Raw genomic sequence first — 20,278 nt, 5'->3', positions numbered from 1 at the left:
AAAATGCGATGAGTCGCGTGTTCTTAGGACAGCGACGCGTCGCTGGCAAAGCGGCCACGCCGAATTCACCGCAGCACGATTGCAGCAAAGCGGCGTCGATGCGATAGGGCGGGATCGACCAGCGGCAACCGGGGTTCAACCGGGGCCTTCTCGCAACAGGGTGCTTGTTCCGACGTGAAGCGTGCCGTTCTCCTTGTCACTTGTGTGTTCCCCGCTGTGCTGCTCGCCAATCCGGCGTTGGCGCAGGATCTGCAGACACGCCCAGTAACCCCGCCACCGCCCTCCGCCACGCCGAGCGCGCCCGATGACCAGGTCCAGTTCACCGCGACCAACCTGGAATATGACAGCAAGGAGGATATCGTCACCGCAACGGGCGATGTCCGCATGTATCGCTCGGGCGACCGCTTGCGCGCCGACACGGTCGTGTGGAACCGCAAGACCGGGAAAGTCCATGCGAGCGGCAATATCGCGGTGGTCAACCCTGGCGGCGACACCGCTTATGGCGATTCGATCGAACTGACCGATGCGCTGAAGGATGGCGTCGTCGACAATATGCTGCTGGTGCTCGAAAAGGGCGGGCGTCTGGCGGCGCGCAAGGGCACGCGCTCGCTTGATGAAGTCGTCGTGCTCGAGGATGCCGCCTACACGCCGTGCGCCGTGACCGCGTCGAGCAACTGCCCGAAAGAACCGTCGTGGAAGATCACGGCGGTGCGCGTGCTGTATCGCCCCGATCGCGAACGCATTTATTATACCGGCGCGCGCATCAATCTGTTTGGCTTGCCGACGCTGCCCCTGCCCGCCTTTTCCAACCCGGTTGGGGGCGGCAATAACAGCGGCTTGCTCACCCCGGACTTCCGCTATGGCCGGGTGAACGGTTTCGAATTCGCGCAGCCTTATCACTTTGCTTTGGCCCCCAATCGCGGGCTGACGATCACGCCGCGCTTCTTCACGGCCGTGCTGCCGATGCTGAAGGCGGAGTATCAGGAGCTCAATACGCTCGGGGCCTATACGATCACCGGCTATGCCACGGCGAGCCCGCGCAGCGTCGATTTGCTCACCCCCACCCCGCCCGGCACGCCCGATTCGTTTCGTGGCTATCTGGATGGCGTCGGCCGGTTTCAGCTCAGCCCCAATTGGAGCCTCAGCGGATCGCTGCGGCTGACCACCGATCGCACCTTCCTACGCCGCTACGACATTTCGCGCGACGACCGCCTGCGCACCACCGCCAGCTTGCAGCGCATCGACACCGACAGCTATTTCGCGATCACCGGTTGGTACGTGCAAACATTGCGCGTCGCCGATCGGCAGGGCCTCCAACCGATTGCGCTGCCCGAAATCGATTATCGGCACCGTTTCACCGACAGTTTGCTGGGCGGTACCTTCGAATTGCAGGCCAACAGCCTCGCCATTTCGCGTCCCGCTGGTCAGGATACGCAGCGCGCCTTTGCCAGCGCGCGCTGGGATCTGCGCAAATTGACGCCATGGGGCCAGGAGGTGACGTTCACCGCCTTCGGTCGCGGCGATGTGTACAATGCCAAGGACACGCTGGCCACGACGGTGGCGAGCTATCGCGGCAATGAAGGGATCAGCGCGCGCGCGATCGGCGCGTTTGCGATCGACGTGAAGTGGCCGTTTATCGGCACCTTCCTGGGCGGTACGCAGCGGCTCACGCCACGCTTCCAAGTGGTCGCGTCGCCGCAAACGACCAATCTTGCCGTGCCCAATGAAGATGCGCGCGCCGTCGATCTTGAAGATTCGAACCTGTTCGCCCTGAACCGCTTCCCGGGCTATGACCGGTTCGAGGATTCGACGCGTTTCACCTATGGCGTCGATTGGGCAGCCGACCTGCCCGGCTTTTCGATTTCGACAAATGTCGGCCAAAGCTACCGCCTGAACAATCGCGAAACGCTGTTCCCGGATGGGACAGGGCTTTCGGGGCGTGTCTCCGACATCGTCGGGCGTACCGAAATCCGCTATCATGATTTCGTTTCGATCACGCATCGCTACCGGCTCGACAAGAGCAACCTGGCGATTCGCCGTAACGAAGTGGATGCGAGCGTTGGCTCGCGCAGCACCTACATTCTCGTCGGCTATCTAAGGCTCAACCGCAACATCGACCCGACGCTTGAGGATCTGCGCGATCGCGAGGAGGTGCGCCTGGGCGCGCGCGTGCAGGTCACCAAATTCTGGTCGGTCTTCGGCTCGACCGTGATCGATCTCACCGACCGCAACGAAGATCCGCTGTCGCTCGCCAACGGGTTCGACCCCGTGCGGCACCGCCTGGGCTTCCAATATGAGGATGATTGTCTCCGCCTCGGGGGCACCTGGAAACGCGATTATCAGGACACTGGTGACGCGCGCGCGGGCAACAGCTTCCTGTTGACGCTGGCATTCAAAAATCTTGGCCGCTAAGCACTGGTTCAGGCGGTCTGTTGCACGGACCTTTCCAAGGGCTCGTTGGGCTGAGCAGAAACGCAGACCGCGCGGGATGGGATTTTAACTACGTGAAGACTGACATCACCAAGAAGACCGGCGCAACCACCACCGGCCTGGCTTCGCTCGGCCGCCGTCTGGCGCTCGGTGCCGCGCTCGTCGCGCTTGTTTCGACCAGCGGCGGTTCGATCGCGCAGACCGTTCCCGACGATGCGACGCCCGCCGTGGGGCTCGACATTCCGAAGAACCTGCAGATTTTCGGCAAGGTCGATCCCAACATCCGCAAGCCAACCGCGATCGTCAACGGCGCGGTGATCACCGGCACCGACATCGACCAACGCGTCGCCTTGCTGGTGGCAGCGCGCGACCTGAAGCTGTCGCCCGAGGAAATGGCGCAGTACAAGCTGCTGATCGCGCGGCAGCTGATCGACGAAACGCTGCAGATCCAGCAGGCCAAGACCGCCGAGGTCAAGCTGGCACCCGACGAGATCAACAAGAGCTATGAGACCGTCGCGCGCAACTTCGGCAAGTCGGTCGCCGAGATGCGGGTCTATTTGCGCGGGATCGGCTCGTCCGAGCGGTCGCTGAAGCGCCAGATCGAGGCCGAGCTGTCGTGGAACCGCTATTTGCGGCGCAAGGTCGACATCAATGTCGGCGACGAAGAGGTCAATGCGATCATCGAGAAGCTGAAGAAGCAGCAAGGCACGACCGAGTATCACGTCCGCGAAATCTATCTGAAGGCCGACCCCGATCGCGCGCAGGAAGTGTTCAACCAGGCGCAACAGATCATCGGATCGATCCAGAAGCGCGAAAAGGGCGAGGACACGTTCGGCTATTATGCCCGCCTGTCCGACGCCACCACCCGCGCGACCGACGGCGATCTCGACTGGCTGAGCGAAACGCAATTGTCGCAATTGCCGCCGACGCTGGTCGAGGCGATCAAATCGATGACGCCCGAGCATCTGGCTGGCCCGATCGAGGTGCCGGGCGGTTTCTCGATCATCTATCTGGTCGACACGCGCAAGGTCGGCGTCGCCGATCCGATGGATGCCAAGCTCACGCTCAAGCAGCTCAGCGTGCGCTTTGCCGAAGGCACCACGCAGGCCCAGGCCGATGCGCGCGTGACCGAATTCGCCAAATTGAGCCAGACGATCCATGGTTGCGGTGAAGTCGCCAAGGTCGCGACCGCGCTCGGTGCCGATGTGGTCGACAATGATTCGGTGCGGATCAAGGATCTGCCGGGGCCGCTGCGCGAGATCATGCTGAAACTGCAGGTCGGCGAATCGACCCCGCCATTCGGCTCGGCCAAGGATGGCATTCGCTCGCTGGTGCTGTGCGGTCGCGACGAAGCGACGGGCCCGCGCATTCCGGGCGTCGAGCAAGTGCGAACGTCGATGGAAAATTCGCGCGTGAACCTGCGTGCGAACCAGTTGCTCCGCGATTTGCGACGCGACGCGATCATCGAATATCGCTGACCAGGGGATCAACGCCATGCTCGCGCCGCTCGCCATATCGATGGGGGATCCGGCCGGGATCGGCCCCGAGATCATCGCCAAAGCCTGGGCGCAACGCGTCGCGGAAGGGTTGCCGCCGTTTTTCACGACGGGCGACGCTCGCGCGATCGCGGCGGTGTGGGATGGCCCGGTCGAGCCCATTTCGCACCCCGAAGACACCAACCGTGTGTTCGAGACCGCGTTGCCGGTACTGACGGTGGAGGATGGCGGCGAGATCATGCCTGGCGTGCCCGATGTCGAGGGCGCGCGCTGTGCGCTGCGTGCGCTCGAGCTTGCCGCCGGGCTGGTCCGCTCGGGCGCGGCGCGCGCGTTGGTCACGGGGCCGGTGTCGAAGGCACAACTCTACAAGATCGGCTTCAACCATCCGGGGCAGACCGAGTTCGTGGCCGAACGCTGTGGCATTGCCGGCGAAAACGCGGTGATGATGCTGGCCGGCCCCGATTTGCGCGTGGTTCCAATTACCACCCACGTTCCGCTCGCTGCGGTCAGCGGGCTACTGTCGATCGATTTGCTCGTTTCGAAAGCGCGGGCGACGGCGCGCGGGCTGATGCGCAATTTCGGAATTCTCAAGCCCCGCATCGCCTTTGCCGGTTTCAACCCCCATGCGGGCGAGAGCGGCGCGATCGGTCGCGAGGAAATCGACCTGATCGCCCCTGCAATCGAGATCCTGCAAAGCGAGGGGATCGACGCGACCGGGCCGTTTGCTGCGGACACGATGTTCCATGCCCGTGCCCGCGCAACCTATGACGCGGCGATGTGCTGCTATCACGATCAGGCGCTCATCCCGATCAAGACGCTGTATTTCGACTCCGGCGTGAATATTACGCTCGGGCTGCCGATCGTGCGCACGTCGCCCGATCACGGGACTGCGTTCAACATCGCGGGCCAGAACATTGCCGAGCCCGGCGCGACGATCGCCGCGATCCGGCTGGCGGGCGAGGCCGCCGATCGCCGCGCCGCCGCCGACGCGTGAGCCAGCCCATTTTGGTACCACCACGCCCCGACCTGCCCCCGCTGCGCGACGTCATCGCGCGTTATGGCCTGAATGCGAGCAAGGCGCTGGGGCAAAATTTCCTGCTCGACGCGCAATTGCTGGCGCGGATCGCGCGCATTCCCGGCGACTTGAACGACGCCGAGGTGCTGGAGATTGGCCCCGGCCCCGGCGGCTTGACCCGCGCCTTGCTGGCGGCGGGCGCACGCGTCACCGCGATCGAGCGCGACCATCGCTGTATCCCTGCGCTCGCTGAACTGGGCGAGGCGTTTCCGGGCAAGCTGCGCGTGATCGAAGGCGACGCCTTGGAAATCGACGCTGCGTCGCTGTTCGACGGCAAGCCGCATATCGCCTCGAACCTGCCGTACAATATCGGCACGGCGTTGCTGGTGCGCTGGCTGTCGGCGGAATGGGCACCGTGGTGGCAGAGCCTGACCTTGATGTTCCAGCGGGAGGTCGCCGATCGCATCGTCGCGCCGACCGATGGCGAGGCCTATGGGCGGCTTGCGGTGCTGGCGCAGTGGCGGTCGCGCGCCACGCTGGCGATGCCGGTGCATCGCTCGGCCTTCACCCCTCCGCCCAAGGTGATGTCGGCGGTCGTGCATATCGTGCCCGCTGATGCGCCCGAAGGCGTGCGTTTTGCAACGCTGGAGCGGCTGACCGCAGCGGCGTTCGGGCAACGGCGCAAGATGTTACGGCAAAGCCTGAAGGGTGTGGCAGGCGCGCTTGATGCACTTGAGCGCGTGGGCATAGACCCGACCCGCCGTGCCGAGACCGTCAGCGTTACCGAGTTCGTCGCCCTGGCGCACGCGCTGTCCTGATCCTCCCCGGCACGGGGAGGGGGACCATGAGCATTCAGCGAATGGTGGAGGGGGCGCGCCTCAAGCGTAATGCCTGACAGATAGCCCTCTCCACCCCTTTGCCGAATAGGCAAAAGGGTCCCTCCCCGTTCCGGTGAGGATAAACCGCTCTCAGTCCTTCTTTACGGTCGCCCCGGCAACCGTCGTAGAGGCAGTGACCACTGGCGGCCCCTTGGCGATCGACGCGGAAAGCGCCGCGATTTCCGGGCAGGCGCGCTTGGCGCACACCGTCTTGATCCGCGCCAGATTGTCGCGCGCGCGCGCAACCGCGCCCTTCGCGACCAGCGCCTCGCCCTGCCCGCTGAGCGCCGCCACGTCATTGGGATCGAGCGACAGCGCTTCCCGATACAGGCGGATCGCCTTGCCCGGCAATCCACGGGTTTGGGCAACTTCGGCCAGCGTCACGAATGCACCGCGATTGCGCGGGTCGACCGCCAGCGCGCTTTCCAGCGTATCGGTCGCGGCATCAAGATTGCCCGCCGCCTGCAGCGCACGGCCACGCGCGAGCAGCGCCATCGAGCGGCCATCGATCGTATCCTCACCGCGCTGCCCCTGCACCGCAGTCGCAACGGTGAGCAGCGTCAGCGCAGCGGCGACGGCGACAGACGTATAGCGCATGAGATACTCCAGCTTTGGCACGGCGACAGAGCTATCACGCGTGTTGCAATCGCGCGACAAAAAACCCGTCGGTTGCATCATGCGCTGGTGTCAGCCGCGTGCCCGCACCCTGCGCGCGTCCTGCGCCCAGATCGAGCGGCTGCGCCCGCCACCCCGGATTGGCCGCGAGGAACGTCGCAACTTGCCCCGCCCCCTCTTCATCGAGCAGCGAACAGACGATGTAGACAAGGGCACCGCCGGGCTTGACCAGTGTCGCGCCGACTTCGAGGAGATGGCGCTGCGTCTCGACCAGCCGTTCGATCCGGTCGGGGGTCAGCCGCCAGCGCGCCTCGGGATTGCGCCGCCAGGTGCCGGTGCCCGAACAGGGGGCATCGATCAGCACGCAATCTGCGCTGCCGACCCAGTCGTCGAGCATCTCGACTTCGCGCCCCGGATTGAGCAACCGCGTCTCGATGATCCCTGCGCGCGCGCGTTCGGCGCGCGGCGCCAGACGGGACAACCGCGCACGGTCGGTATCGGTGGCGAGCACCACGCCCTGCCCGCCCATCGCCGCCGCCAGCGCCAGCGTCTTGCCGCCCGCCCCCGCGCACAGATCGACGATGCGCTGCCCGGCTTGCGCGCGCGCGGCAAGCGTGACGAACTGGCTGCCCGCATCCTGCACCTCGATCGCGCCATGATTATAGGCGGGGAGTTGCTCGACTTGCGTGCCCGAAGGCAGGCGCAACCCGTCGGCCAGCCCGGCAATCGGTTCCGCGCCCTCAATCTCGATCGCTTCGTGGATCGCGCGGTTGATCCGCGCATCAAGCGGCGCGCGGTCGATCAAGGCCGGGAATTCGGCGTCGTCGAGCCCCGATTGCCGCAAGCGATCGAGGATCCAGTTGGGCGCGATACCGGTCTTGGCCGGGGTCTCGCTCGGTCCGATCACCGCCGGGCCGTGGCCGACGCCGTCAAAGGTCGCGGCCAGTTCCGGGTCCGCCTTGGCCAGCGCCAGCACCGCCGCGCGGCCCGAGGCCGGACGTTCACCGAGTGCCCGGATCGCGGCATAGACCAATTCGCGCACCGCGCGCCGGTCCTTGGATCCGGCATACCGCCGCGTCGCAAAGTAGCGCGCGACGATCGTATCCGCCGCCGCCCCCGAATCGCGTGCGCCCGCGATGATCTGGTCGAGCAGTTCGATCGCGGCTTGGGTGCGGGCAGATGGGGTCATTCTTTTTATCCCTCTCCCCGCTTGCGGGGAGAGGGCAAGCGAGCGAAGCGAAGCGCGGGAGAGGGGTAGTAACGAAGGGCGCGCAACACTGCCCCTCTCCCCGACCCTCTCCCCTGAAGGGGAGAGGGAGAAAATCAGCGCGTCGGGTAATTCGGCGCTTCGCGCGTAATATCAACGTCGTGAACGTGGCTTTCCTTCAAGCCAGCACCCGTAATCTGCACGAAGCGCGCGCGCGCCTGCAAATCTTCGAGCGTGGCCGAGCCGGTATAGCCCATCGCCGCGCGAATCCCGCCGACGAGCTGATGGATCACGTCCTTGGCCGGGCCCTTGAACGCCACCTGGCCTTCAATACCCTCGGGCACCAGCTTCATCTGGTCCTTGATGTCGCCCTGGAAATAACGATCGGCCGAACCGCGGCCCATCGCGCCGACCGAGCCCATGCCGCGATACGATTTGTACGCGCGGCCCTGATACAGGAAGGTCTCGCCCGGCGCTTCCTCGGTGCCCGCCAGCAGCGATCCGATCATGCACGCCGACGCCCCCGCCGCCAGCGCCTTGGCGAGGTCGCCCGAGGTGCGTAAGCCCCCATCGGCGATCACCGGCACGCCCGCCTTCAGCCCGATTTCGGCGCAATCCATCACCGCCGTCAATTGCGGCACGCCGACACCTGCGACGACGCGCGTGGTGCAGATCGAGCCCGGCCCGATGCCGACCTTGATGCCATCCGCACCGGCATCGATCAGCGCGCGCGTTGCCTCGGCGGTGGCCACGTTGCCCGCGATCACCTGCACCGAATTGCTGAGCTTCTTCACCCGCTCAACCGCGCGCGCCACGTCACGATTATGGCCGTGCGCGGTGTCGATCACCACCAGATCGAGCTCGGCATCGACCAGCGCCTCGGTCCGCGCAAAGCCCTTGTCGCCAACCGTGGTCGCAGCGGCGACGCGCAACCGTCCGGCAGCATCCTTGGTCGCATTGGGATAGGTGACGGCTTTCTCGATATCCTTGACCGTGATCAGCCCGACGCAGCGATATTGCTCGTCGACCACCAGCAATTTCTCGATCCGGCGTTGATGCAGCAAGCGCCGCGCCTCTTCCTTGCCGACGCCCGTCGAAACGGTGGCAAGGTTCTCGTGCGTCATCAGCTCGGACACAGGCTGCAGCGGGTTTTCCGCAAAACGCACATCGCGGTTGGTGAGAATGCCGACCAATTTGCCATCGGCCTCGACCACCGGGATGCCGCTGATGCGGTTGCGCAGCATCAGGGCCTGCGCTTCGGCCAGCGTCGCCGAGGGCGTGATCGTGATCGGGTTGACCACCATACCGCTCTCGAAGCGCTTCACCGCGCGCACCGCAGCGACTTGCTCTTCGACTTCCATGTTGCGGTGCAGCACGCCGATGCCGCCCAATTGCGCCATCACGATCGCCATGTCGGCTTCGGTGACGGTGTCCATCGCCGAGGACAGGATCGGAATGTCGAGCGAAATGCCGCGCGTCACGCGCGTCGCGGTGTTGGTCTGGCTGGGGACGATGTCCGATTCGGCGGGCACCAACAGGACATCGTCGAAAGTTAAGCCGAGTCGAATGTCCATGAGATGCCGTGTCCTGCGCGTAGTGGGGAGCGAGTCGTGGCGGTCCATGTAAACGCCGACCCGCCGATACGCTAGGGGTGTGGAGGGATGTGATGCGACAGACTGGGGCTGCGCACCCCATCGCAACCGGTCGCCGCACGCCCCGGACGGGCGAAAGGCGTGCGTAATATCCGACCCTCCCGACGGGCTCCTAGCCCGTTATCGTCGAGCTTCTCGTTTGAACGATCGCGAACCTGCGCCCGTCCAGGACAGACCCAAAACACCCGTGCAAGGAGTATGCGACCATGAAGGCAATGGTACTGAACCGCCCGGGAACGCCGCTCGAATGGACCGAACTGCCCGATCGGGCGCCCGGCCCCGGCGAGGTCCGGGTGAAGGTGCTCGCCTGCGGGGTTTGCCGCACAGATTTGCACGTTGTCGATGGCGAATTGCCCAATCCGAAATCGCCGATCATTCCCGGTCATGAGATCGTCGGCCGCATCGACGCGATCGGCGCGGGCGTTGCTGGCTTGCAGATCGGGGAACGTGTCGGCATTCCTTGGCTCGGCCACACCTGCGGCGTGTGCCCCTATTGCCAGGAGCAGCGCGAAAACCTGTGCGATGCACCGCAATTTACCGGATATACCCGCGATGGCGGGTTTGCGACGTCGGTGGTCGCCGATGCGCGTTTTGCCTTCCCGCTTGGAGAAACAGGTAGCGACGTGTCCTTGGCACCGCTCCTGTGCGCTGGGCTGATCGGCTGGCGGTCGCTCAAGATCGCGGGCGACGGCAAGCGCCTCGGGATCTATGGTTTTGGTGCCGCTGGCCATATCGTCGCGCAAGTCGCCAAATGGCAGGGACGCGCGGTCTACGCCTTCACCCGGCCAGGCGACACCCGAACGCAGGACTTTGCGCGAAGCCTAGGGGTAGTGTGGGCGGGCGGGTCGGATGAAAGCCCGCCGGAGAGGCTGGACGCCGCGATCATTTACGCGACGGCCGGGGACCTTGTACCGATGGCGCTAAAGGCGGTCCGCAAAGGTGGCCGCGTGGTGTGCGCCGGGATCCATATGAGCGATATCCCGAGCTTCCCCTACGACATTCTCTGGGAAGAACGGCAACTCGTCTCGGTCGCCAATCTCACGCGGCAGGATGGAATCGAGTTCCTCGGCCTCGTCCCCAAAATCGGGATCGCCGTAAAGACCACGGTCTACCCGCTCCAAAACGCCAATACGGCATTGGACGATTTGCGGCATGGCCGGTTCGACGGTGCCGCGGTTCTAGTCCCGTGACACACCATTCAGGATTTATATGGAAAATGGTGGAGCCGAGGGGGATCGAACCCCTGACCTTTCGCATGCCATGCGAACGCTCTCCCAGCTGAGCTACGGCCCCATCTCGTTTTTGAAGGTCCGTAAAACCGGCCCTTCAGCGGGAAGGCGTCGCCCCTACCGAGGCGGCGCGCCCTTGGCAAGCGGCCAATGCGCCGCTTGCCAAAAAAATCATCGATTACACGTGAAAATCAATGATCGTCGTCATTGGTCGGCGCTTCCACGCCGAGATCGTCATCACCGCCGAGATCGACCTCGTCGTCGGGCGAGGGCTCTTCGTCTTCACCGGTGTCCAGATCCTCGTCGTCACCGGCGAGATCGTCGTCCTTCTTGATCAATTCGGGCTTGGCCTGCTCGAACGGCAGCGGCTGCTTCGACTTCAGGATCGGCTCCGGCTCCCAATGCGCACCGCAATTGATGCACGTGACGGGATCGTCCTTGCCCAGGTCATAAAAACGGGTGGCGCATTTCGGGCACGTACGCTTCGTGCCCCATTCCGGCTGGATCATATGCCGAGTTGACCTTCTTCAAGATGATAATGAGATCTTGCGACCGCGACGCCGCAAAGTGGGGCGCGCCTTGCCATAGCGCAAGCGCACTGTCAAAGCGCGGGGCCGATGGCACATCCTACACCCGCTCCGCTTGAAATCCAACCTTCCGGTCCGCTCACCGGCCGCGTCCGCGTGCCGGGCGACAAATCGATCAGCCACCGCTCGCTGATGTTTTCGGCGCTCGCGGTCGGCACCAGCCGGGTCACCGGCCTGCTGGAGGGCGAGGACGTCCTCGCCACCGCCGCCGCCTTGCGCGCAATGGGCGCGAGCATCGTCCGGGGTGATGACGGCGTGTGGACGATCGACGGCGTCGGAGTGGGCGGCTTGCTGCAACCGGCGAACGCGCTCGACATGGGCAATTCCGGAACTTCGACGCGGCTGCTGATGGGGCTGGTCGCCAGCCATCCGATTATCGCCACCTTTATTGGCGATGCCTCCTTGTCGAAGCGTCCGATGGGCCGCGTGATCACGCCGCTGTCGCAAATGGGCGCGGAGTTCACGTCGAGCCCCGGCGGACGGTTGCCGCTGATGCTGCGCGGGATCTGCCCCGCCATTCCAATCACCTACACCCTGCCCGTCGCCTCGGCGCAAGTGAAGTCGGCGGTGTTGCTGGCCGGGCTCAACACGCCGGGGATCACCCGCGTGATCGAACCGGTGGCGACCCGCGACCATAGCGAGCGGATGCTGCGCGGCTTCGGCGCGAAGGTGACGGTCGAGCCATCACCGCAAGGTCGGATCATCGCGATCACTGGGGAGGCTGAACTGCTTCCTCAGGAGATCGTCGTGCCCGGGGACCCCTCCTCCGCCGCCTTCCTGGTGGTGGCGGCGACGATCGTGCCAGGGTCGGACATCGTCGTCGAAAATGTCGGCCTCAACCCCACCCGCGCGGGTCTCTTCACGGCGCTCCGCATGATGGGTGCCAGCATCGAGGAACTCGACCGGCGCGAGGTTGGTGGCGAGCCCGTCGCCGATTTGCGCGTGCGTCATGCCGCACTCACCGGCATCGAAATCCCGCCCGATCTCGCCCCGAGCATGATCGATGAATATCCTGTGCTGTTCGTCGCCGCCGCCTACGCCTCCGGTCGGACGATCGCACGCGGGGCTGACGAATTGCGTGTCAAGGAATCGGACCGGATCGCGGCGATGGCCGCCGCGCTCGGCGTGATCGGCGCGCGCGTCGAAGAGGTCGAGGACGGCATGATCATCGACGGCAGCGGCGGCGATCCGCTTCCCGGCGGGGGCACGGTGGCGACCTTGCTCGATCACCGTATTGCGATGAGCATGGCGGTGGCGGCGCTCCATTGCCGCAAAACCAATGCCGGTGCCGCGCTGACGCTCGACGATGCGAGCCCGGTCGCGACCAGTTACCCCGCGTTCTTCTCGCAGATCCGGCAATTGCAGGGCGACGCCCGGTGATCGATTCGCATGCGGCCGATATCATCGGCTTTGTGGGTGCCCTGACCATTCTCGCCGGCTTCGCGTATCAAACGCTGCGAAATGCCGCGCCCAACCTTTTGTCGAACGGTCTGAATTTTCTTGGCGCATCGCTGCTGGCGATATCGTTGATGGTCAACTACAACCTCCCCGCGCTCGCCCTCGAATTGGCCTGGGCGGTGATCGCGCTCCTTGGATTGGTACGTACTTTGAGTGTTCGCCGATGATTATTGCTGTCGATGGTCCCGCCGCCTCCGGCAAGGGCACGATCGCGCGGGCGCTCGCCCAGCATTATGGCCTGCCGCATCTTGACACGGGGCTGCTGTATCGCGCCGTCGCCGCGAACGTTGCGCGGCTCGAACTGGACGGCGCGATCGAGGCAGACGCGGTCGCCGCATGCGATTTTGACGAGGCGCTGCTCGACGACCCGATCCTGCGCAGCGACGCGATCGGTTCGCTCGCCTCGGTGGTGTCGGCGCATCCGCTGGTGCGTGCGGCGTTGTTTCACCGGCAGAAACGCTTCGCCTATCAACCCGGTGGTGCAGTGCTCGATGGCCGCGACATCGGCACGGTGATTGCACCTGATGCCGACGCGAAGCTGTTCATCCGTGCAACGCCCAATATCCGCGCGAAGCGCCGCCATGCCGAGCTGCGCGCGCACGGCTCGACGATCAGCCTCGACAAGGTGCTGGCCGACATTCGCGCGCGCGACTTACGCGATTCCACCCGCTCCAACGCCCCGCTGGTTCCCGCCAACGATGCGGCGTTGCTCGACACCAGCTTCCTCTCGATCGAAGCCAGCGTGCAGCGCGCGATCGCGATTGTGGAGGCTAGGCTCCAGGCGTAATCGGCCCAGGCGGAAGGGTGGTCGCTCGTGCTCATTGAACGACGGCAGGCTGCGCTTCCTTGGCCAGCCGGGCGTCGACGATCCCCGTATAGCTGACACTCAGTTTTCGACAGGCGGCCGGATCGATAAACGGATTGGGCGTCGGGTACTGCTCGAACCGCGCAAACGTCACGTCGCCGCCGGAATTGTCGGGATGCGCCGTAAACAGGATGTCGCACGGCAATGCCCCGACCCGCGCAATCGTGTGCCGGAAGGTGGCGACGATCGCGCGGTGCGCCGGATCGGAAAAGCGGTAGCCGTCGACCGAGACCGGGTTGATGCTGGAGGCGAACACCATGTTCAAACAGCGTCCGGCCTCGCACGAGCGCCACCGCCAGCTCGTGCTTCCGGCGGTATGGCCGGGCGTGGCCACCGCAATGACGCCGACTTTGCCCAGCCGGATGGTATCGATCAGCGCGACGTTCATCTTGCGGAAGCCGACCAGATAGGTGTTGCCATAGATCCGCTTGGGCGGCTGTGGGGCCAGCCAGCGCGCGGCATAATCGGTGGCGATCGGGCGGGTCAGCGGGTCGTCGACGGCTTGCGCGGCGGCGCTGCCGCCGATCATCAATACCGCGCTCATTCCCATCGCCGATCGGTACTTCCGCATATCGCCCCCCTATGATCTTTCCTTATCTGGTATAGCCACCGGCACCGTGGCTTCAACGCCCTCCTACGGCTTGCCCGCTGCCGCATATCCCGCTATAGGGCTGCGGTCCGGTGAGCGGTGTTCACGGAGGCTGGCGCGACAGGCATGTCCTCTCGCGCCCTTTTCGCATTCGCGCGACTTGCCCCTCCATCCACTCCGATCGACGGATGTCGGGTTGCGCATACGGCCAGCCCGACACCATAGGCCAAGACCGCCGGAGACAACCGGCTGGCCGGAACATGATTTAGGAATACAAGACTTTATGGCCACTCAGGCAAACCCAACCCGCGACGATTTCGCCGCCCTTCTCGAAATGACTCTCGGCGGTGCCGACAGCTTCGAAGGCCGCGTCGTCAAGGGCACCGTCACCGCGATTGAAAACGACCTCGCCGTCATCGACGTCGGCTTGAAGTCGGAAGGCCGCGTTCCGCTGCGCGAATTCGCGATGCCGGGCCAGAAGGCAGACCTGAAGGTCGGTGACGAAGTTGAAGTGTTCGTCGACCGCGTCGAGAACGTGCACGGCGAAGCGATGCTGTCGCGCGACCGCGCCCGCCGCGAAGCCGCATGGGACACGCTCGAAACCGAATTCGCCAAGACTGCCCGCGTCGAGGGCGTCATCTTCGGCCGCGTCAAGGGTGGCTTCACGGTCGACCTCAACGGTGCCGTCGCCTTCCTGCCGGGTTCGCAGGTCGACATCCGCCCCGTGCGCGACGTCACCCCGCTGATGGACATCCCGCAGCCGTTCCAGATCCTCAAGATGGACCGCAAGCGCGGCAACATCGTCGTGTCGCGTCGTGCGATCCTCGAAGAAACCCGCGCCGAGCAGCGTTCCGGCCTGATCCTCAGCCTCGCTGAAGGCCAGATCATCGACGGCGTCGTCAAGAACATCACCGATTACGGTGCGTTCGTCGACCTGGGCGGCATTGACGGCCTGCTGCACGTCACCGACCTCAGCTACAAGCGCGTCGGTCATCCGTCGGAAGTGCTGAACATCGGCGATACCGTCCGCGTCCAGATCATCCGCATCAATAAGGACACGCAGCGCATTTCGCTCGGCATGAAGCAGCTCGAGAGCGATCCGTGGGAAGGTGCCGCCGCCAAGTATCCGGTCGGCGCGAAGCTGTCGGGCCGCGTCACGAACATCACCGAATATGGTGCGTTCGTCGAGCTCGAGCCGGGCATCGAAGGCCTGGTCCACGTGTCCGAAATGTCGTGGACCAAGAAGAACGTCCATCCCGGCAAGATCGTGTCGACGAGCCAAGAAGTCGACGTCGTGGTCATCGAGGTCGATCCCGACAAGCGCCGCATCTCGCTCGGCCTCAAGCAGGCGATCAGCAACCCGTGGGAAGCCTTCGCCGAAGCGCATCCGATCGGGTCGACCGTTGAAGGCGAAGTCAAGAACGCGACCGAATTCGGTCTGTTCATCGGCCTCGACAACGATGTCGACGGCATGGTCCACATGTCGGACATCGCCTGGGGCGTGTCGGGCGAGGATGCGCTCAACCTGCATCGCAAGGGCGAGGTCGTTCAGGCGATCGTGCTCGACATCGATGCCGAGAAGGAGCGCATTTCGCTGGGCATGAAGCAGCTTGAGCGTGGTGCTCCGGCAGCCGGTGCGGCAGCGGCAGGCGGCAACGCTTCGTCGGGCCTCAACAAGAATGCCATCGTCACGGTCACCGTGCTCGAAGTCCGCGATGCGGGTCTCGAAGTGCAGGTCGGCGACGACGGCGCGACCGGCTTCATCAAGCGCACCGACCTCGGCCGCGATCGCGACGAGCAGCGTCCGGAGCGGTTCCAGACCGGTCAGAAGTTCGACGCCATGGTCACCGGTTTCGACCGTTCGAAGAAGCCGACCTTCTCGATCAAGGCGATGCAGATCTCCGAAGAGAAGCAGGCCGTTGCACAATATGGCTCGTCCGACTCGGGCGCGTCGCTGGGCGACATCCTCGGTGCAGCGCTCAAGGCGCAGGGTGCCGACAGCAAGAAGTAAGCGTAAAGGGCGGGGTTATTCATCCAAATGGAGTAGCCCTGCCCTGTCTTTCCCCGTCGTTTCGTGGCTATCGTAAATGACAGAATTGCGATAAAAAACATGACCGAAGCGGCCTTTTTGTACCGCAAGGGCATGGCCACGACGGCAGGGGGAAACGACACGATGATCCGATCAGAACTGGTACAGACACTGGCTGCCGAAAATCCCGATCTGTCGATGCGCGACATCGAGGCGCTGGTGACCACCTTTTTCGACGAGATCACGAAGCGACTGGCACTGGGCGGACGTGTTGAGCTCCGCGGCTTCGGGGCCTTTTCGACCCGCGCGCGCGATGCGCGCACTGGACGCAATCCCCGCACTGGCGAATTGGTCGATGTCGGCGCGAAGCGCGTCCCGTATTTCAAGCCTGGCAAGGAAATGCGCGCGCGTCTCAACGTCTAAGCGACTTGACGCAACCCGCGCGGTACGCTTGGAATTTCCGCACATGCGGACGTGGCGAAATTGGTAGACGCACGGGACTTAAAAGCATAAAATAGGCTTGATTTTTCTTGTGTTTATAGTACTTTAAGGCCCATGGAGCGCTAGCACATCCCTAGCGCATTTTAGCGCAGTGAGAGGGCGCTACCCATGGCTGAGGCAGTCCACGAGATTCTTGGCGGCAAGGTGCAGCTCTTTCGTCGCCCGCGCAGCAGCTACTGGCAGTGCCGCGCAAGCATCGGAAAAAAGCAGTTCCGGCACAGCACCAAGCAGGAAAGTTTGGCACTCGCGAAAGACGTGGCCGAGGACTGGTTCCTCACTCTGAAGGGCAAGGCCGCTCGTGGTGAGATAAAAGCAGGCAAGACCTTCAAGCAGGTAGCCGAACGCTTCATCAATGAATTCGAGATCGTGACGCAGGGCGAGCGCAGCAAGGTCTACGTTGACGGGCACCGCCGTCGACTCAACCTCTACCTGATCCCCTTCTTTGGCGACAAAGTGATAAGCGAGATCACTTCCGGCATGATTCAGGACTACCGAATCGACCGAATCAAAAATGGTGGTTTCGACAAGCCAAAGCCTGGCGAACCCAAAAAGCCCAAAGAACGAAATGGCAAGACGCCGTCTCGGAGCACCCTTCACCAGGAACTGGTCTGCCTTCGTCAGACGCTAAAGTTTGCCAATCGACATGGTTGGCTTCCCTTTATGCCAGACATGTCGGCCCCGTATCGGGGCTCCAGCAAAATCTCTCATCGCGCATGGTTCTCACTCGCCGAGTACAAGAAACTTTACAAGGCGACGAGCGCGCGGGCGAAGAACCCGAAAAAAGAGCGCTGGCGCACCGCGTGCGAAGATCTGCACGACTATGTTCTCTTTCAGGTGAACACGGGCCTTCGGCCCGACGAGACACGGCGGCTAGAAGTGCGTGACATCGAGATCGTCTCCGATGGCCCGGCCAAGGAACGCATCCTGCACATCGCGGTACGCGGCAAGCGTGGAACGGGTTGGGCAAAATCCATGCCGGGCGCTGTCATGCCTTTCACCCGCATGAAGAAACGCCACAATCTCGGCCCGACCGACCTGCTTTTCCCAACGATCCAACGCGAGCTTTTCAATGCGATCCTTGATGAGCTTGGCTTGAAAAAGGATCGCGAGGGCAACGCCCGCACGACCTACAGCTTGAGACACACCTACATTTCGCTCCGCCTCCTTGAGGGGGCCGACATCTACCAGATCGCGAAAAACTGCCGCACCAGCGTCGAAATGATCGAAAAATTCTACGCCTCCCACATCAAAAACATGCTCGATGCAGAGGCGATCAACGTTCGGCGGCCCCTGACCGCCTCTCAAAAGCGTGACAAACCGGCGAATTGATCGAAGCCTGCGGACAGATCGCATATCTTCCTTGGCGCAGAATTTTTGCCCGACTATAGCTACGCTCGGCTGTGCGGGCGTGGCGAAATTGGTAGACGCACCGGACTTAGACAAATGACTTGAGTGCTCGTGGGGAAACCCACGCTGTAGAACTGCTCAAATTCGGGGAACCCTGTGAAATGGCAATCCCGAGCCAAGCCCGGCGGCACCTCGCTACCGGGAAGGTGTAGAGACTAGACGGGCAGCACCTACCCCTCGCCCCGACGAGGTACGGTGAAGGGATAGTCCAGACCACAAACGCCCATCGGGCGGCGGCGAAAGCCGTAGCTGGTAAGAAAATCCGTAGGGCCGCAAGGCCTGTGGGGGTTCGAGTCCCCCCGCCCGCACCAGCCATGAAGTGAACACGTTTGGCGCAAGGGCAGCGCGCTGCGGGAACCTGCTAGCGCTCTTCCCGCGAAATGCTGCCAGCACCGGCAGCATGGTGGCCGTCAGCGAACTGAACAGGGCGCGGCCATCGCCGATAACCCATCCGCGTCGCACGGCGCGCAATAGGTCGTCCATGAAATCGAACAATCCAGCCTGGGAAGCATACGAGAAATCCCATCCAATCGTTGTCCCAATGGAGTTGGATGAGCCCCATCCAATCACCCAATGCACTGCAGCGGCAATCGGCTGGCCGCTAAAGCAAGCATCCAATACGATGCCATCGCTGTTTCCGCCTGTCGGCCGCTTCAGCGTTCACGTGAGTGAACGGAACAAAGCACGCGCCTTGCGTCTCGTGGATGCGCTGGTCAAAGCGTGCGAGGCGCGAGGTTTCGAATTGCGAAGCAATTCCGACGACTCCGTCGGGGTCATTTCCGTTTTCGTGAACAAGGAATCTCTTCCGCTACGCCTTGTTGAGCGCGGAACGCGCGTCACCTATCTGTTGCTGGAAAGCGATGCAGATTATGGGCGGAAGTCGTGGAGGGACAGTCCGCTTAGGCCGCTCGAAAAGCGCCTTAATAAGATTATGATCGACCTGCGCACCAAAGCCGCCACGCGCATTGCCACTCGGGCCGCTTGGGAAGAGAGTGATCGCAAAACCGCTGAGTTCGCACGGATGCGTTCAGAACTTCGCGATGCGATCGCATATGAACGCGAGGCCGTAAACGAGTTGGTCGGAGAGGCCGAAGGCTGGCAGAAGGCCAGAGTCATCCGCGCGTATTTGGCGGCATTCACAGCATCGGCTACCCGTGCGAGCACACTGGATGACAACGCCGAGTGGATCGCTTGGGCCTACGATCAAGCTGATCGCCTGGACCCGCTTCGCCCGTCGCCGCCTTCGGTGTTAGACACACCTCCCGACCATTACCGGGAACCCGGCTTGAACGAATATCTCGACGAAGACGGCACAATTAAACCAGCATGACGATCACCGAAATTTCTGCGGCGTTCGCATCGGCGGATGGGATGCCATGCACACCCGAGATCGACAAGCAGGAAGCGACGGCAAAAGCCGTACAGTCGATCAAGGCGAAGCAGCCCGTGAAGCCGTCCCGTACCAAACGCTAGCGGCGCATCGGGTCAGCCGTCGAGTTCGATGGCCGATGCATTGACGCTGGCGTTGCCGAAATCACAAAGCGCCGCTGGCGCTCCTCGTTTGTGAATTCGGCCCAAAGCGGGCGTGGGAATCAGGTGCGCCCGGCCCGTAGCACCCCCATGATCGCGTCTTCCGGCAGGTTGGTCGCTTTGCCGCTGGCAATCTTGAGCGATCAGCAGGCCGGTCTTCCTATCCCTTCGACTCCGGGGACACCTTTGCCGCTGTGGCTTTACTGCTGAGGGCGCGCGGCTTGCGCGGTGCTTTCGTCACGGGCGAAGCTGCGTCGCTGTGAGGCGTCACCACGCCGAGCTTGGGCCGTGCAGTGCTTTTCCGGCCCAAACCAAGATTCAACGCCATCGCCTTGCGCGCTTGCGAATACGCAGGCGCGGTCATCGGATAGTCGGCAGGCAGATGATAGCGCGTGCGATATTCCGCAGGGGTTAGCCCGTGCGTCGTCAGATGGCGCTTGAGCACACTGTAGGGCTTGCCGTCGATCATTGAGATGATCTTGGCCGGGTCCGCAAGGCTTTTGCGGATCGACACCGCAGGCGTGAAAGCCTCCGTTACCGGCTGCTCGGCCGAAGCGACACTCAGCCTGGCAAGTGCGCTGTGGATCGCTGCAATCGCTTCGCCGATCTCACTCGCGCCAACGTGATTATTCGCGACGAAATTTGCGGCGATTTCCGCTGTGAGTGCCACCAGCGTGTTGGGTTGTTCCATGCAGCGGCACTCCGTAAGCCTTCGTGATGGCATTCCGTGCCAGAAGCAGTCGCATTCTTCAATGCAGGCGACCCGCGCGGCGGTGCTTTGGGGCAGATG

At 63.5% G+C, this 20,278-nt stretch carries 19 protein-coding genes and 1 tRNA gene; 13 read left to right on the top strand and 7 right to left on the bottom strand.

Annotated features, from left to right (window positions below; all coding sequences use genetic code 11):
- The first annotated feature begins 174 nt into the window (after positions 1–174).
- From ON00_RS01535 to rsmA, 4 genes are all read left to right on the top strand, one after another.
- Positions 175–2,412, top strand: coding sequence for an LPS-assembly protein LptD (locus ON00_RS01535; protein ID WP_010402727.1), 2,238 nt, complete (start codon positions 175–177; stop codon positions 2,410–2,412).
- Positions 2,413–2,504: 92 nt separating this feature from the next.
- Positions 2,505–3,908 (top strand): peptidylprolyl isomerase, encoded by a 1,404-nt coding sequence (locus ON00_RS01530; RefSeq protein ID WP_010402726.1) that lies wholly within the window; start codon positions 2,505–2,507, stop codon positions 3,906–3,908.
- Positions 3,909–3,924: 16 nt separating this feature from the next.
- A complete protein-coding gene (gene pdxA / locus ON00_RS01525) occupies positions 3,925–4,920 on the top strand; it encodes a 4-hydroxythreonine-4-phosphate dehydrogenase PdxA (protein ID WP_010402725.1) in 996 nt (331 codons plus the stop codon).
- Positions 4,917–5,759 carry a 16S rRNA (adenine(1518)-N(6)/adenine(1519)-N(6))-dimethyltransferase RsmA gene (rsmA, locus tag ON00_RS01520; RefSeq protein ID WP_010402724.1) on the top strand — a complete coding sequence of 281 codons (843 nt, stop codon included), beginning with the start codon at positions 4,917–4,919 and terminating at the stop codon, positions 5,757–5,759. Before pdxA ends, rsmA begins: the two co-directional genes overlap by 4 nt.
- Before the next feature lie 150 nt (positions 5,760–5,909).
- Here rsmA and ON00_RS01515 read toward each other — a convergent pair whose 3' ends face one another.
- The 3 genes from ON00_RS01515 to guaB all read right to left on the bottom strand — a co-directional run bounded on the left by ON00_RS01515 (position 5,910) and on the right by guaB (position 9,215).
- Entirely contained in the window at positions 5,910–6,416 is a 507-nt protein-coding gene (locus ON00_RS01515) for a tetratricopeptide repeat protein (RefSeq protein ID WP_010402723.1), read from the bottom strand.
- Positions 6,417–6,450: 34 nt separating this feature from the next.
- Positions 6,451–7,623, bottom strand: coding sequence for an RsmB/NOP family class I SAM-dependent RNA methyltransferase (locus ON00_RS01510; protein WP_010402721.1), 1,173 nt, complete (start codon positions 7,621–7,623; stop codon positions 6,451–6,453).
- 134 nt (positions 7,624–7,757) lie between these two features.
- Complete coding sequence (guaB, locus tag ON00_RS01505) at positions 7,758–9,215, bottom strand: IMP dehydrogenase (RefSeq protein ID WP_010402719.1); 1,458 nt, start codon at positions 9,213–9,215, stop codon at positions 7,758–7,760.
- Between the two features lie 284 nt (positions 9,216–9,499).
- On the opposite strand from guaB, the gene ON00_RS01500 reads away from it, so the two are divergent.
- Positions 9,500–10,483 carry a zinc-dependent alcohol dehydrogenase family protein gene (locus ON00_RS01500; protein ID WP_010402717.1) on the top strand — a complete coding sequence of 328 codons (984 nt, stop codon included), beginning with the start codon at positions 9,500–9,502 and terminating at the stop codon, positions 10,481–10,483.
- Between the two features lie 27 nt (positions 10,484–10,510).
- On the opposite strand, the gene ON00_RS01495 is transcribed toward ON00_RS01500, so the two are convergent.
- Together ON00_RS01495 and ON00_RS01490 are read right to left on the bottom strand one after the other, a co-directional pair.
- Positions 10,511–10,586: transfer RNA gene (locus tag ON00_RS01495), tRNA-Ala, on the bottom strand.
- A gap of 127 nt (positions 10,587–10,713) precedes the next feature.
- Complete coding sequence (locus ON00_RS01490) at positions 10,714–11,031, bottom strand: TIGR02300 family protein (RefSeq protein WP_010402715.1); 318 nt, start codon at positions 11,029–11,031, stop codon at positions 10,714–10,716.
- 108 nt (positions 11,032–11,139) lie between these two features.
- Between ON00_RS01490 and aroA the strand changes: the two genes are divergently transcribed.
- Genes aroA through cmk form a run of 3 tightly spaced genes read left to right on the top strand, consistent with a single transcriptional unit; the run spans position 11,140 to position 13,354 of the window.
- The gene (aroA, locus tag ON00_RS01485) at positions 11,140–12,489 is read left to right on the top strand and encodes a 3-phosphoshikimate 1-carboxyvinyltransferase (RefSeq protein WP_010402713.1); all 1,350 of its coding nucleotides are present in this window, start codon (positions 11,140–11,142) and stop codon (positions 12,487–12,489) included.
- Positions 12,486–12,734: a CBU_0592 family membrane protein gene (locus tag ON00_RS01480; RefSeq protein ID WP_010402712.1), complete on the top strand. Its 249-nt coding sequence runs from the start codon at positions 12,486–12,488 to the stop codon at positions 12,732–12,734. Before aroA ends, ON00_RS01480 begins: the two co-directional genes overlap by 4 nt.
- Positions 12,731–13,354: a (d)CMP kinase gene (gene cmk / locus ON00_RS01475; protein ID WP_010402711.1), complete on the top strand. Its 624-nt coding sequence runs from the start codon at positions 12,731–12,733 to the stop codon at positions 13,352–13,354. The genes ON00_RS01480 and cmk overlap by 4 nt, the downstream gene beginning before the upstream one ends.
- 31 nt (positions 13,355–13,385) lie before the next feature.
- Here cmk and ON00_RS01470 read toward each other — a convergent pair whose 3' ends face one another.
- Positions 13,386–13,976, bottom strand: a complete 591-nt coding sequence (locus ON00_RS01470; protein WP_050810889.1) for an MBL fold metallo-hydrolase — start codon at positions 13,974–13,976, stop codon at positions 13,386–13,388.
- 328 nt (positions 13,977–14,304) lie between these two features.
- Between ON00_RS01470 and rpsA the strand changes: the two genes are divergently transcribed.
- The 5 genes from rpsA (at position 14,305) to ON00_RS20460 (ending at position 19,431) form a co-directional block, all read left to right on the top strand.
- Entirely contained in the window at positions 14,305–16,032 is a 1,728-nt protein-coding gene (gene rpsA, locus ON00_RS01465) for a 30S ribosomal protein S1 (RefSeq protein WP_010402708.1), read from the top strand.
- A 162-nt stretch (positions 16,033–16,194) separates the two neighbouring features.
- Complete coding sequence (locus ON00_RS01460) at positions 16,195–16,473, top strand: integration host factor subunit beta (RefSeq protein WP_010402707.1); 279 nt, start codon at positions 16,195–16,197, stop codon at positions 16,471–16,473.
- A gap of 186 nt (positions 16,474–16,659) precedes the next feature.
- Positions 16,660–17,880: a tyrosine-type recombinase/integrase gene (locus tag ON00_RS01455; RefSeq protein ID WP_010402705.1), complete on the top strand. Its 1,221-nt coding sequence runs from the start codon at positions 16,660–16,662 to the stop codon at positions 17,878–17,880.
- A 559-nt stretch (positions 17,881–18,439) separates the two neighbouring features.
- Positions 18,440–19,288, top strand: a complete 849-nt coding sequence (locus ON00_RS01450; protein ID WP_154651255.1) for a hypothetical protein — start codon at positions 18,440–18,442, stop codon at positions 19,286–19,288.
- Entirely contained in the window at positions 19,285–19,431 is a 147-nt protein-coding gene (locus ON00_RS20460) for a hypothetical protein (RefSeq protein ID WP_154651254.1), read from the top strand. Before ON00_RS01450 ends, ON00_RS20460 begins: the two co-directional genes overlap by 4 nt.
- 217 nt (positions 19,432–19,648) lie before the next feature.
- Here the strand turns inward: ON00_RS20460 and ON00_RS01445 are convergent.
- On the bottom strand, positions 19,649–20,278 hold a 630-nt coding region (locus ON00_RS01445), incomplete at its 5' end, for a Ros/MucR family transcriptional regulator (protein WP_245535516.1).

This window comes from Sphingomonas echinoides ATCC 14820 (genome assembly GCF_000241465.1).
GTDB lineage: Bacteria > Pseudomonadota > Alphaproteobacteria > Sphingomonadales > Sphingomonadaceae > Sphingomonas > Sphingomonas echinoides.
Note: the sequence above shows the minus strand (reverse complement) of the source record. Positions and strands in the feature narration are given on the sequence as shown.

Coding starts and splice junctions, on each gene's coding strand:
- cmk (WP_010402711.1), top strand. CDS start 12,731: ATGATTATTGCTGTCGATGGTCCCGCCGCCTCCGGCAAGGGCACGATC.
- ON00_RS01460 (WP_010402707.1), top strand. CDS start 16,195: ATGATCCGATCAGAACTGGTACAGACACTGGCTGCCGAAAATCCCGAT.
- ON00_RS01515 (WP_010402723.1), bottom strand. CDS start 6,416: ATGCGCTATACGTCTGTCGCCGTCGCCGCTGCGCTGACGCTGCTCACC.
- rpsA (WP_010402708.1), top strand. CDS start 14,305: ATGGCCACTCAGGCAAACCCAACCCGCGACGATTTCGCCGCCCTTCTC.
- ON00_RS01490 (WP_010402715.1), bottom strand. CDS start 11,031: ATGATCCAGCCGGAATGGGGCACGAAGCGTACGTGCCCGAAATGCGCC.
- ON00_RS01455 (WP_010402705.1), top strand. CDS start 16,660: ATGGCTGAGGCAGTCCACGAGATTCTTGGCGGCAAGGTGCAGCTCTTT.
- ON00_RS01500 (WP_010402717.1), top strand. CDS start 9,500: ATGAAGGCAATGGTACTGAACCGCCCGGGAACGCCGCTCGAATGGACC.
- aroA (WP_010402713.1), top strand. CDS start 11,140: ATGGCACATCCTACACCCGCTCCGCTTGAAATCCAACCTTCCGGTCCG.
- ON00_RS01470 (WP_050810889.1), bottom strand. CDS start 13,976: ATGAGCGCGGTATTGATGATCGGCGGCAGCGCCGCCGCGCAAGCCGTC.
- guaB (WP_010402719.1), bottom strand. CDS start 9,215: ATGGACATTCGACTCGGCTTAACTTTCGACGATGTCCTGTTGGTGCCC.
- ON00_RS01510 (WP_010402721.1), bottom strand. CDS start 7,623: ATGACCCCATCTGCCCGCACCCAAGCCGCGATCGAACTGCTCGACCAG.
- ON00_RS01450 (WP_154651255.1), top strand. CDS start 18,440: ATGAAATCGAACAATCCAGCCTGGGAAGCATACGAGAAATCCCATCCA.
- ON00_RS20460 (WP_154651254.1), top strand. CDS start 19,285: ATGACGATCACCGAAATTTCTGCGGCGTTCGCATCGGCGGATGGGATG.
- pdxA (WP_010402725.1), top strand. CDS start 3,925: ATGCTCGCGCCGCTCGCCATATCGATGGGGGATCCGGCCGGGATCGGC.